Annotated in this window: 13 protein-coding genes and 1 tRNA gene; 8 read left to right on the plus strand and 6 right to left on the minus strand. The window is 71.7% G+C overall.

Annotated elements, in window-relative coordinates:
* The 5 genes from ESO86_RS04535 to ESO86_RS04555 form a co-directional block, all read left to right on the plus strand.
* Positions 1–760 (plus strand): CHAP domain-containing protein (locus ESO86_RS04535; protein ID WP_207207014.1); only part of this gene is annotated, 760 nt, incomplete at its 5' end.
* Positions 761–1,063: 303 nt separating this feature from the next.
* Positions 1,064–1,138: transfer RNA gene (locus ESO86_RS04540), tRNA-Arg, on the plus strand.
* Positions 1,139–1,222: 84 nt separating this feature from the next.
* Positions 1,223–2,905 carry a glucose-6-phosphate isomerase gene (pgi, locus tag ESO86_RS04545; protein WP_129233694.1) on the plus strand — a complete coding sequence of 561 codons (1,683 nt, stop codon included), beginning with the start codon at positions 1,223–1,225 and terminating at the stop codon, positions 2,903–2,905.
* A 102-nt stretch (positions 2,906–3,007) separates the two neighbouring features.
* Positions 3,008–3,343: a DUF7882 family protein gene (locus ESO86_RS04550; RefSeq protein ID WP_129233695.1), complete on the plus strand. Its 336-nt coding sequence runs from the start codon at positions 3,008–3,010 to the stop codon at positions 3,341–3,343.
* Complete coding sequence (locus ESO86_RS04555) at positions 3,340–3,648, plus strand: hypothetical protein (protein ID WP_129233696.1); 309 nt, start codon at positions 3,340–3,342, stop codon at positions 3,646–3,648. The genes ESO86_RS04550 and ESO86_RS04555 overlap by 4 nt, the downstream gene beginning before the upstream one ends.
* Before the next feature lie 19 nt (positions 3,649–3,667).
* Here the strand turns inward: ESO86_RS04555 and ESO86_RS04560 are convergent, their stop codons facing one another.
* The 3 genes from ESO86_RS04560 to ESO86_RS04570 all read right to left on the minus strand — a co-directional run bounded on the left by ESO86_RS04560 (position 3,668) and on the right by ESO86_RS04570 (position 4,553).
* Positions 3,668–4,024 (minus strand): hypothetical protein, encoded by a 357-nt coding sequence (locus ESO86_RS04560; RefSeq protein WP_129233697.1) that lies wholly within the window; start codon positions 4,022–4,024, stop codon positions 3,668–3,670.
* An 80-nt stretch (positions 4,025–4,104) separates the two neighbouring features.
* Entirely contained in the window at positions 4,105–4,374 is a 270-nt protein-coding gene (locus tag ESO86_RS04565; protein ID WP_129233698.1) for a hypothetical protein, read from the minus strand.
* Positions 4,371–4,553, minus strand: a complete 183-nt coding sequence (locus ESO86_RS04570) for a hypothetical protein (protein WP_129233699.1) — start codon at positions 4,551–4,553, stop codon at positions 4,371–4,373. The genes ESO86_RS04565 and ESO86_RS04570 overlap by 4 nt, the downstream gene beginning before the upstream one ends.
* Positions 4,554–4,743: 190 nt before the next feature.
* Between ESO86_RS04570 and ESO86_RS04575 the strand changes: the two genes are divergently transcribed.
* Positions 4,744–5,811 carry an ATP-dependent DNA ligase gene (locus ESO86_RS04575; protein WP_129233700.1) on the plus strand — a complete coding sequence of 356 codons (1,068 nt, stop codon included), beginning with the start codon at positions 4,744–4,746 and terminating at the stop codon, positions 5,809–5,811.
* Positions 5,812–5,839: 28 nt separating this feature from the next.
* On the opposite strand, the gene ESO86_RS04580 is transcribed toward ESO86_RS04575, so the two are convergent.
* A complete protein-coding gene (locus ESO86_RS04580; RefSeq protein ID WP_129233701.1) occupies positions 5,840–6,343 on the minus strand; it encodes an Lrp/AsnC family transcriptional regulator in 504 nt (167 codons plus the stop codon).
* A 131-nt stretch (positions 6,344–6,474) separates the two neighbouring features.
* Here ESO86_RS04580 and ald point away from each other — a divergent pair, with 131 nt between their 5' ends.
* Positions 6,475–7,575, plus strand: a complete 1,101-nt coding sequence (gene ald, locus ESO86_RS04585) for an alanine dehydrogenase (RefSeq protein WP_129233702.1) — start codon at positions 6,475–6,477, stop codon at positions 7,573–7,575.
* Between the two features lie 148 nt (positions 7,576–7,723).
* On the opposite strand, the gene ESO86_RS04590 is transcribed toward ald, so the two are convergent.
* Positions 7,724–8,020 carry a metal-sensitive transcriptional regulator gene (locus ESO86_RS04590; protein ID WP_129233703.1) on the minus strand — a complete coding sequence of 99 codons (297 nt, stop codon included), beginning with the start codon at positions 8,018–8,020 and terminating at the stop codon, positions 7,724–7,726.
* A complete protein-coding gene (locus ESO86_RS04595) occupies positions 8,017–8,325 on the minus strand; it encodes a rhodanese-like domain-containing protein (protein WP_129233704.1) in 309 nt (102 codons plus the stop codon). Before ESO86_RS04595 ends, ESO86_RS04590 begins: the two co-directional genes overlap by 4 nt.
* A 131-nt stretch (positions 8,326–8,456) precedes the next feature.
* Between ESO86_RS04595 and ESO86_RS04600 the strand changes: the two genes are divergently transcribed.
* Entirely contained in the window at positions 8,457–12,212 is a 3,756-nt protein-coding gene (locus ESO86_RS04600) for an ATP-binding protein (protein ID WP_129233705.1), read from the plus strand.
* Positions 12,213–12,306 lie beyond the last annotated feature (94 nt).

Consider the following 12,306-nt stretch of genomic DNA (forward strand, 5'->3'; position numbering starts at 1 on the left):
GCCTCCCGGCGCACGCGCCTCCGGGCCGGTGTCGCGGCGGAACGGTCCGATGCGCGTCGCGGCCACCGTCCTCCTCGTGCCGGCGCTCGTCGGCACCGTGGCGCTTCCCGCCTACGCGTTCCTGCCCGGTGGACACCTGCCGGGAGGGGCGCCGACCAAGTTCAGCCTCTCGGTCGCCGAGGCGCAGGCCCTCGAGGTCTCCGACCTCGCCACCGGGGCGCCGGTGTCCAGCGACACCTTCGCGGTGACGACGCGCGAGGAGATCGACGCCGCGGCGGCCGAGGCCGAGCGTGCGGCCTGGGAGGCCGAGCTCGCCTCGCGTGGCACGGGCGAGTACGCGATCGTCGCGCAGCGGGCCGAGGGCGACGACTACCCGTGGTGGAACCAGACGCCCGACGACTACGGCGGCGGGCTGTCGCCCCTGCGCTACTACTACCGCGAGTGCGTCGACTTCGTGGCCTGGCGCCTGAACCGGGACGCGGGCGTGACGGGCGCGCCGTGGAAGTGGGACTGGGGCAACCTCGCCTCGGGCAGCGCGTGGATGTGGGCGGACGCCTGGGCCGCGAAGGGCTGGCCGTCGAGCAGCGAACCCGTCGTCGGCGCGGTCGCATGGTTCCCGTACAACCACGTGGCGTACGTGCAGGCGGTCAACGGCGACGGCACGGTCACGATCGAGGAGTACAACTGGAACTCCGACCACTCGTACCACGTGCGCACGATCCCGGTCGGCGAGGCGCTCTACCTCTACCCGCCCGCCTGAGCGAGCGCCGGCCGCTTCGCGTGGGTGACACCATGGCGAAACGGCCGCGAGATCTTGGACGTTCCGGACAATGACCGCGGTGTCGCCCCGCCGGTAGCCTGAGGCTTCCCTCCCCAGAGAAGCGAAGCATGGTGACCGCGATGACGCAGCCCTCAGACGACAACCGGTTCGACGAGAACGGGTTCGTCGACGAGCTCGCCCCGTCGACGTCCGCGATCGTGGTGCTCGGCTACAACTGACGCCCGGTCCGCTGCGCCCTTCGGGCCGAGCCGGTCTCGCGCGCCCGCTAGACTCTTCCGGTCAGCCTCTGTAGCTCAATGGAAGAGCAGCTCCGTCCTAAGGAGAGGGTTGGGGGTTCGAGTCCCTCCAGGGGCACCATCGCGCGTGCCGCGCCCGTCCCGTTCCCGTAGCCCGGCGTCGCACGGGTTCACGCGCCCGATCGGTGCGGGTAGCGTGAGGCGGGTGAGCACGCCGATCGATCCCACCGCAACCTCCGCCTGGTCCGAGCTCGAGGCCCACCGCGCCTCGTTCGAACCCGACCTCCGCGACTGGTTCGCCGCCGATGCGGACCGCGTCGAGCGACTGAGCCTGCCGCTCGCAGACCTGCACGTCGACCTGTCGAAGAACCTCGTCACCGACGAGATCCTCGCCGCCCTGGTCCGGCTCGCGGAGCAGACGCACGTCGCCGAGCGGTACGCCGCGATGCTGGCCGGCGAGCACATCAACACGACCGAGGACCGCGCGGTGCTGCACACCGCGCTCCGGCGCCCGAAGGGCGCCGCGCCGGCGCTCGTCGTCGACGGACAGGACGTCGACCACGACGTCCACGAGGTGCTCGACCGGCTTGGCGCCTTCGCCGATCGGGTCCGCTCGGGCGAGTGGCGCGGCGTGAGCGGGAAGCGCGTCACGGATGTCGTGAACATCGGCATCGGCGGCTCCGACCTCGGCCCGGTGATGGTCTCCGAGGCGCTGAAGCCCTACGCGGATGCCGGCATCCGAGCGCACTTCGTGTCCAACATCGACCCGACCGACGTGGCGCAGAAGACGGCGGGGCTCGACCCGGAGACCACGCTCGTGATCGTCGCGTCGAAGACCTTCACCACGCTCGAGACGCTCACCAACGCGCGGCTCGCGCGCGACTGGCTGTGGGCCGGGCTCGAGTCGGCCGGTGCGATCGACGGCGACGAGGCATCCCGCACCGACGCGGTCGCGCACCACTTCGTCGCGGTCTCGACGGCGCTCGACAGGGTCGCGGCCTTCGGCATCGACCCGCAGAACGCGTTCGGCTTCTGGGACTGGGTCGGCGGCCGCTACTCGGTGGACTCGGCGATCGGCCTGTCGCTCGCGATCGAGCTCGGGCCCGAGGTCTTCCGCGAGCTGCTCGCCGGCTTCCACGCCGTCGACGAGCACGTGCGCACGACTCCGCTCGAGCGCAACGTGCCGGTCCTCATGGGGCTCCTCAACGTCTGGTACACGAACTTCCTGGGTTCGCAGTCGCACGCCGTCCTGCCCTACGCGCAGCAGCTGCACCGGTTCCCCGCGTACCTGCAGCAGCTCACGATGGAGTCCAACGGCAAGTCCGTCCGCTGGGACGGCTCGCCGGTCACGACCACGACGGGCGAGGTGTTCTGGGGCGAGCCCGGCACGAACGGCCAGCACGCGTTCTACCAGCTGATCCACCAGGGCACGCGGCTCATCCCCGCGGACTTCATCGCCTTCGCGAACCCCGCGTACCCGTCGACCGACGACGGCCGCGACGTGCACGGTCTGTTCCTCGCCAACTTCCTCGCGCAGACGAAGGCGCTCGCCTTCGGCAAGACCGCCGAGGAGGTCGAGACGGAGGGCACCACCGGATCGCTCGTCGCCGCGCGCACGTTCGAGGGCAACCGCCCGACGACGTCGATCTTCGCGCCGGCGCTCACGCCGTCGGTGCTCGGCCAGCTGATCGCGCTCTACGAGCACATCACGTTCACGCAGGGCGTCGTGTGGGGCATCAACTCGTTCGACCAGTGGGGCGTCGAGCTCGGCAAGCAGCTCGCCCTGCAGATCGCCCCGGCGATCGAGGGCGACGAGTCGGCCCTGGCGGGGCAGGACGCCTCGACGCGTGCGCTGCTCGAGTACTACCGGTCGCACCGCCGCACCTGAGGCGCACGTCGGCGGGTGCCGGGATCGCTCCTGGCAACCCCTGTTCCCCGGACCGTCCGCGGGCTACGCTGTGCGTCAGGCTGTGCAGCGCCGGAGGTGGACGTGGGGAAGTTGACGTACGATTCGACGCTCGGCGTGGACTTCGACGATCGCGTACTGGCGCACCTGCAGCTCGTGATCGGCGCGAAGCTCCGCCGAGGCGAATCGTTCTACTTCAGCTGGCGCGACGACCCCGCGATCGGCGACGGTCGCAGCACGCTCTGGATGCACCCGCGGATCCCGCTCGTCTTCAAGTACGCGGGCGGGCGCCAGCCGTCGATCAACCGCGCATGGGTCGACGCGCTCATGTCGACGGCGAACTCGCCCGGCGGGCTCGTCCTCGTCCCCGAACCGGAGACGAGGAACGGAGTCGACGGGAACGGGGGGAACGAGTCGTGAAGCGCGTGAACATCATGTACGGCGGCGCCCAGTACTCGGTGGGCGAAGCCGACGTGGAGGCGATCAAGGCGGCGATCGAGCGAGCGCACGAGCGTGGGCTCGCCGACTGGATCACCGTGAACTTCGGCGAGGGCCGCCCGCAGCCCGCCGAGCTGCTCGTCGGACCCGGAATCCCCGTCAGCATCGTGCCGATCCCCTCGGACGACCCGATCCCCGGCGAGGCCGAGGCCCATGAGGAACCGGCCGAGCCGGCAGCCGCGGAGCCGGGAGCGGGCGGCATCGACAAGGTCGACCTCGGCGACTGAACGTCGGTCGCATGCGACCTCAGCGGATCGGCGGCCACTCCAGTTCATCGGTGTCGTCGCCGGCGCCGTACCCGGGTTCCGGCGCCTCGACCATGGGACGGATGGCGGAGAGCGCCGTCGTCGCGGCCCTGAGCCGTGAGACCAGCTCCTCGTCGACGAGTTCCTCCTGGTCGGTCTCGACAGGTTCGGTGAGGAGCTGGCTCGCGGGTCCGACCAGCAGGTGCGCGCGTGCGGTGGAGCCGTCCTCGCCACGGATCGGGATGTCGATGGAGGCCGCGGACCGACGCGACGCGAGCGCGGCCGCGTAGTCGACGATCGCATCGGCGATCGCGCTTCCGGTGAGCAGCTCGCCGCCCGCGTAGTGGATCCGGTCCATGCCCTCAGGTCTACCCGTCCGTCGCGGTCGACTCAACCGCTTGCGCTCTCGCGCCGAACGTGGTCTCATCCCGTGCGCGATCAGGTCCAGTCGGCGGCGTGCGTCCATCCCGCGAGGTACGCGCGCTCGTTCGCGCCGAGCCGGATCCCGGATCGGGGGACTGGTCGATCATCGAGCTCGCAGAGATCGAGGATCCGCCGCACGATCGCCGTGCGGAGCGGTGCGGTGGGGTGCTCGAGGATCTCGCGTTGCAGCGGCGCCTCCAGCATCGGCCACCAGACCCCGATCGACGGAAGCAGGGGGGTCTCACGGCCGGTGCCGTGGTCGGGTCGGTCGATCACGGAGCTCATTGCGCGCGCTCCTCGGTGATCCGCCCCTCGTCGTCCCGCACGGCGACGCGCTCCTCGGCGTCGGCGTCCTCCTGTGCGCGTGCGCGTCGCTCGACCTCGTCGACCGCGGCATCCAGGACGCGGTCCTCCTCCGAGCGTGCGCTCCTCGGTCCGTGTCCATCCGTTTCGGACATGGTCACCCTCACCCCTCCGGGGTCGGTTGCGCCCCGAACGCGTTCCCCGTCATCGAGGGTACGCCGCGGGCCCGCGCGATGGCAGACCCTTGATCGCCCGTGGAGGTGGTGCTACCCGCGCGGCGCGCCGGGCACCCGTGCTCCGCGCGGAGGGATGCCGGGTGCGCGTGTCGGAGGAGGGGAGCATGATGGGCGGATGGACCTGCCGGTGATGCCGCCCGTCAAGCCGATGCTCGCGAGATCGGTGAAGGGCATCCCCGACGTCGGTCACGTCGAGCCCAAGTGGGACGGCTTCCGCACGATCGTGTTCCGCGACGGCGACGAGGTCGAGCTCGGCAGCCGCAACGAGCGACCGATGACGAGGTACTTCCCCGAGCTCGTCGAGGCGTTGAGGCAGCATCTCCCCGGACGATGCGTCGTCGACGGCGAGATCGTGCTCGTCCGCGACGGCCGACTCGACTTCGATGCACTGCAGCAGCGGATCCACCCCGCCGCGAGTCGGGTGAAGCTCCTCGCCGAGCAGACCCCCGTCTCGTTCGTCGCATTCGACCTGCTGGCGCTCGGCGACGACGACCTGACGAGCCGGCCGTTCGCCGAACGGCGCGCGCTGCTCGTCGAGGCGCTCGCCGCGGCATCCGACCCGGTCTTCGTCACTCCGGCGACGGCCGATCCCGCCGAGGCCGACGACTGGTTCGCGCGCTTCGAGGGAGCCGGGCTCGACGGCGTGGTGGCGAAGCCGCTCGACGGCACCTACCAACCCGACAAGCGGGTGATGTTCAAGGTCAAGCACGAGCGGACGGCCGACTGCGTGGTCGCCGGCTACCGGTGGCACAAGACCGGTGGGATCGTCGGGTCACTGCTGCTCGGGCTCCACGGCGACGACGGGCGCCTGCACCACGTGGGCGTCGCCGCGTCCTTCCCGATGGCGAAGCGTCGCGAGCTCGTGGAGACGCTCGCACCCTACGTCGAGGAGGACCTGTCGCAGCATCCGTGGGGGGAGTGGGCCGATCAGGAGGCGCACCGCACCGGCCGCATGCCCGGCGCGGTCAGCCGTTGGAGCGCGGGCAAGGACCTCTCGTTCGTCCCGCTGCGCCCCGAACTCGTCGTCGAGGTCGCCTACGACCACATGGAGGGCGATCGGTTCCGGCATACGGCGCAGTTCCGGCGCTGGCGCCCCGATCGCACTCCCGAGAGCTGCACGTACGAGCAGCTCGAGGCACCGACCGGGCTCGACCTGGGCGAGATCCTGCCGATGTCGCACTGAGGCGAGGCGTCGGCAGCCGCGACCCGCATCACAGCACGGCGCGCAGTCCGGCCGATTCGGCGGTGTGGTGCTCGAAGACGAGGTTGGTCTCGGTGAGGGCGACGGCGGGGTTCGCCGAGAGGTTCTTCAGGACGAACTGGCGGACGTGCTCGCTGTCGCGCACGCGGACGTGGATGAGGAAGTCCTCGCTGCCGCCGAGGAAGAAGAGCTGCGCCACCTCGGGCTCGCGCCGGAGGTCGTCGGAGATCTGCTCCATGAGGTGACGAGCGCCGGGCCGGATGCGGACCGAGACGAGCGCCTGGAGCGTGAAGCCGAGCGCGGTCGGGTTGATCTCCGCCGTGTAGCGCGTGATGACGCCGCGCTCGCGCAGCGAGCGCACGCGCGCGAGGCACGTCGACGGGGAGACGCCGACCTCGCGGGCGAGGTCGACGTTCGGGATGCGGGCGTTCTCGTGCAGCAGCGCGATGATCTGCCGATCGATGTCGTCGAGCACGACCCGAGCGGGTTCGCTGAACTTCGGCAGATCGGACATGGCGGCACTCCTCGACGAACATTCGAGACGGATGCCGCGAGTCTACCGAACATCATGCGGAAGCACTTCACAAACAACGAATATGAGGCGACCATGGAAGCACACATCCACACAGCATTCGGAGCGTACCCATGCACGTCGGCGTGCCTGCAGAGATCAAGAACAACGAATTCCGCGTCGCGATGACGCCCGCGGGAGTGAACGCGCTCGCCCTGCGCGGGCACCGGGTCGACATCGAGGCCGGTGCCGGCGAGGGCGCGGGCTACCACGACGACGAGTACCGCGCCGCCGGCGCGAACATCGTCGCGACCGCCGAGGAGGCATGGGCCGCGGAGCTCGTGCTGAAGGTCAAGGAGCCCATCGAGCAGGAGTACGGGTTCCTGCGCGAGGACCTCACGCTGTTCACCTACCTCCACCTCGCGGCGGACCTCCCCCTCACCCGGGCCATCCTCGATTCGGGCGTCACCGCGATCGCCTACGAGACCGTCCAGCTCGCGGACCGTTCGCTGCCGCTGCTCACCCCGATGAGCGAGGTCGCCGGCCGGCTCGCCCCGCAGGTCGGCGCGGCCTCGCTGCACGCGTCGAAGGGCGGCCGCGGCGTGCTGCTCGGAGGCGTCCCCGGAACCGCTCCCGCGAAGGTGGTCGTGATCGGCGGCGGCGTCGCCGGCGAGCAGGCGGCGGCGACCGCGATGGGCATGGGCGCCGACGTGACCGTGATGGACATCTCGCTGCCGAAGCTGCGCGAGCTCGACGCGCGCTACGAGCACCGGATCAAGACGCTCGCGTCCTCGCCCTACGAGACCGCCCGCCAGGTGCGCGACGCGGACCTCGTGATCGGCGCGGTGCTCGTTCCCGGCGCGGCGGCGCCGAAGGTCGTCACCGACGAGATGGTCGCCACCATGAAGCGCGGCGCGGTGCTCGTCGACATCGCGATCGACCAGGGCGGATGCTTCGAGGGGTCGCGCGCGACCACCCACGCCGACCCGACGTACCGGGTGCACGACGCGATCTACTACTGCGTCGCGAACATGCCCGGCGCGGTGCCCGCGACCTCGACGCCGGCACTCACGAACGCCACGCTGCCGTACGCGCTGAAGATCGCGGACCTCGGCTGGGAGGCGGCCCTCGCGGCCGACCCCGCCCTGGCCAAGGGCCTGAACGCCACGGCCGGCAAGCTGACCAACGAGGGGGTCGCGAAGGCCCACGGCCTGGAGCTGTCCTCCCTCGTCTGACGCCGGGGTGCCCGACCAGGCGCTCCGTGAGCACACGACGGCCGCCGACCCGATCCGAATCGGGCGGCGGCCGTCGTGGCATCCACCGGTCGACGGGAGCGGCCTCGCAGGCGCGCGCGGCCGTGACCGGGCGCCGGAGGGTCGCTCCTCAGGACAACGACAGGAACAGCTTCTCGAGCTCGTCGAAGTCGAGGCGCTCGCCCGAGCCGTCGACCTTGCCGTCGGGGTCCGCAGCGCAGTCGCGCATCGCGGTCGAGATCACGGCGAAGCCCGCACGGTCGAGCGCGCTCGACACGGCGGCGAGCTGGTTCACGACGGTGCGGCAGTCGGCGCCCGACTCGACGGCCTCGATGACGGCGTTGAGCTGCCCGCGGGCGCGCTTCAGGCGGTTCGCGATGCGACGCTGGGCGTCGGAGGTCGACTCCGTGGCGATGTTGATGGTCATGCGGTACCTCCGATGGTGAGGGGGAGACCGGCGCGGTGCCACTCCATGATGCCGCCCGAGATGTTCACGGCATCGACGCCCCGTGCCGAGAGGTACTCGGTCGCCTGCGCGCTGCGGCCGCCGCCGTGGCACATCACGTAGACGGTCCGGTCGCGGGGCACCTCGTCGAGTCGTTCGACGAGCGTGCCGAGGGGGATGTGGTGGGCGTCGTCGACGCGGGCCTGCTCGAGTTCGTGGTCCTCGCGGACGTCGAGGATCCACGCGTCGGCCACGGCGTGGGCGTCGGCGGGGGAGATCGACTTCATGTGCTGCTCCTCGTGCGGTCGGGTGCCAGGGAAAGCATACCCCCATGGTATCAATACCCGGCGGGTATCGAAATCCCGCGGAGTGCGGCGATGCTCCGGGGGATCCGCCCGTGCCGCCGTATGGTGTCGATGTGCAACGGCTCGATCGGAACGACGGGGACGAGTTCCCCGACGACGGGACCGAGACCCCTGCCGCCGAGCGTGCCGGGTCGAGGGATCCCAGACGCGACCCCGCGACACCGCACGCGGTGACGATCGGCGACCCCACGGTCGTCGCGGGCAACATCGCCGAGCCGAGCTGGCGTCGCTGGCACGCCGAGCTCCGCGACCTCGGCGGCCGATCGCCCCTCATCCACTTCGACGACGCGCCGCGGACGCGCATCGAGCTCTCCACGACCCACCCGGGCGGCCTGCCGCAGTTCATCACCGGCAAGTCCACGCTCCTGTCGAGCCTGATCCGCGACGAGCTCGCGCTCCGCAACGCGCGGCTCGCCGCGGCCGAGATCACGCAGAAGGGCGTCGAGCTCCGATCCGTCCGCGGCATCGAATCCGTCCACCTCGCGATCGGCCTGGCGTCCTGGCAGTCGGCGGGTGAGGACTTCCTCGCCCCGGTCCTGCTGCGTCCGCTCGCGATCCGCCGGTACGGCCGCGACTTCGAGCTGAAGTTGAAGGGACAGCCCTTCCTCAACCCGGCGCTCGCCCGCGAGCTGCACGAGCGCTTCCAGATCACGCTCGACGCCGACGCGTTCGTGGCGCTCGCGATCACGAACGGCGTGTTCAAGCCGCAGCCCGTGATCGACCGGCTCCGAGGGCTCACCTCGCACCTGCCGTACTTCCACGTCGCGCCGCGCCTCGTGGTCTCGTCGTTCGCCGAGGTCGGTCCGTCGATGGGGGCGGATGCCGCCCGGCTCGAACATCCCGTCATCGACGCGATCGCCGGCAACCCGAACGCCCGCGCCGCCGTGTCCCGGCAGGCGGAGCCGCCCCGCATCGTCCCCCAGGACGAGCGGCCGCCCTCGACCGACCGTCTCCTGCTCGACGCCGACGCCGAGCAGGAACAGGTGATCGCCCGGATCGAGCAGGGCGACTCGATCGTCGTGAAGACGCTTCCCGGCACGGGCGGCACGCAGACCATCGTGAACGCGATCGGCGCGCTGCTCGCGAACGAGCGTCGAGTGCTGGTCGTCGGCGCTCGGCGCGCCAGCCTCGACGGCATCGCCCACCGACTCGGGCAGGTCGGGCTCGGCGGACTCGCCGTGAGCACGGATCGCCTGCGGCGGGACCTGATCCAGTCGATCACGCGCAACGAGAAGGCCGAGCAGCCGCGCATCGCCGACATCGACGACGCCCTGGTGCGCCTCCGCCGGGTGCTGCTCGACTACCGGAACGCGCTCACCCGGAACGACGGCGAGCTCGGCGTCTCGGTGCTCGACGCGCTCACCGCACTCGCCGGCCTCGCGTCGATGCCCGTTCCGCCCGACACCACGGCGCGGCTCGACCGCGATTCACTCGTCGCGCTCGCCGAGGAGCGCGACCCGGTCGCGGCCGACCTCGTCCGTGCGGCGACCCTGGGCGAGTTCCGGTACGGCCCGGGCGACTCGCCCTGGTACGGCGCGGACTTCGCCACCTCGGAGGAGGCGACGGCCGCCCACGAACTCGCCAAGCGACTGAGCACGACCGACGTGCCCCGGCTGCTCGAACGCGGCCGGGCGCTCATCGCGCAGACGCGCCTGCGCCAGTTCGAGTCCGTCGCCGAGCTCGGCGTCTTCCTCCGACTGCTCCACGACGTGCGCGACACGCTCGACAAGTTCCTGCCGTCGGTCTACGACCGCCCGCTCGGCGAGCTCATCGCCGCCACCGCGCCGCGCCGCGAGACCGGCATGTCCGGCGCGAACCGGCGCCGCCTGAAGCGCCTCGCGCTCGAGTACGTGCGCCCCGGGGTGCACGTCGGCGACCTGAACGGCTCGCTCCGGGGCATCCAGCAGCAGCGCACGCTGTGGCACCGGTACTCGGAGGCGGGCGCCGTGCCCAGCGTGCCCGTCGGGCTCGACGACGTGCACGTGGCGTACCACACGGTCGCGGCCGACCTGCAGGAGCTCGACGCCCCGCTCGGACTCGCGGGGACCCCCAAGCGACTCGCGGCCCGACCGCTGCGCGACCTGGAGGCGACGCTCCTCGGGCTCGCCGCGGAGTCCGAGGTGCTCCTCAACCTGCAGGAGCGGACGGCGCTGCTGCAGAAGCTCCGCGGCCTCGGACTCGACCCGTTGCTCGTCGACCTCGCCAAGCGGCACGTCCCCGAGCAGCAGGTCGCCTCCGAGCTCGAGCTCGCCTGGTGGCAGTCGGTCTTCGAGACGATGCTCGCGGGCGATCCCGCACTGCTCGGTGCGAACACGAGCGTGCTCGACCGGCTCGAATCCGACTTCCGCCTCGTCGACGACGCGCACGCGTCGGCGGCGGGACCCCTGCTCGCATGGCGCCTCGCCGAGGCCTGGCGCGTCGCGCTCGTCGACCATCCGGACGAGGCCGAGCGACTGCGGCGGATGCTGCGCGGCGACCGGGTGCGTCCCGATCGGCTGCATCGCGAGGCGCCCCACCTGTTCCGGCTGCTCGCTCCCGTCTGGCTCGCCTCGCCGTACGAGGTGCCCGACATCGACGACGCCATCCGGTTCGACACGGTGGTCCTCGTCGACGCCGGGGCGACCACCATCGCCGAGAACCTGGGCGCGATCCGGCGGGCGAGCCAGGTCGTCGCGTTCGGCGACCCGGTCACGCAGACACCCACGCGCTTCGAGGTCGCGATCCCGGCCGACCCCGACGAGCGTCCGCCGGCGGAGCACGGCGTCGACGCGCTGCACGCCGACTCTGCGCTCGCACGCCTGGCGGACCTGCTGCCGACCCTCACCCTCACCCGGAGCTACCGCGCGGGCGGCGAGGATCTCGCCGAGCTCGTGAACCGCCGGTTCTACGGCGGGCGCATCCTGTCGATGCCGTGGGCGGGGAGCTTCCTCGGCCACGGCAGCCTCGGCCTGCACTACGTCCGCGGGAACGGGCTGCCCGACGCCGTGACCGGCACGGTCGAGAGCCTCGACGCCGAGGTCGCGAAGGTGGTCGAACTCGTCATGGAGCACGCGGTCAAGCGCCCGCGCGAGTCGCTCATGGTCATCACGGCGAGCGCGCGGCACGCGGCCCGCGTGCACCAGGCCGTGCTCGCCGCGTTCGCGAAGCGCACCGACCTGTCGGACTTCATCCTGCGTGACCGCGCCGAGCCGTTCACGGTGCTCACCCTCGAGCAGGCCGTCGCGCAGAGCCGCGATCGCGTCGTGTTCTCGATCGGCTACGGTCGCACGCCGCACGGACGCCTGCTGTCGAACTTCGGCGCGCTCGGCGAACCGGGCGGCGAGCGGCTGCTCGCCGTCGCCATGACGCGCGCGCGTCGCTCGATGGACATCGTGTCGGCCTTCCGCCCCGACGACATCGACGCGGACCGCCAGCGCCACGGGGTCGTCGCACTCGCGAGCGTGCTCTCGCACACCGAGGAGCAGAAGGACGCGGTCCGGGATCGCGGGCGAGGCGACCCGATGCTCGTCGACCTCGCGACGCGGCTCGAGCGCCGCGGCATCCGCGTGAGCGTCGGTCACCGCGACACGCTCTCCCTGGCCGCCTCGTACGCCGGCAAGGCCGTCGTCGTGGAGACCGACCAGGCCCTCGTCGGCCAGAGCCTCCGCGAGTCGCTGCGGCTTCGCCCCGACGTGCTCCGACGGCTCGGATGGCACTACCTCCGCGTGCACAGCTTCGAGCTGTTCGGCGACCCCGAGTCGGTCGCCGAACGCGTCGCCTCCGTGCTCGGGAGGGGAGCGCCGCCGGTCGAGGAGGCCGAGACCGCGTGACGGCGCCGACCGAACGCGACGACGAGGGGGCGGATGCCGCGGCCCCGCGCCAACGAGTCGAACGCGCGCGCGGCGCGCGACGCGCACGCCTGAC

The organism is Agromyces binzhouensis (genome assembly GCF_004135055.1).
Lineage (GTDB): Bacteria > Actinomycetota > Actinomycetes > Actinomycetales > Microbacteriaceae > Agromyces > Agromyces binzhouensis.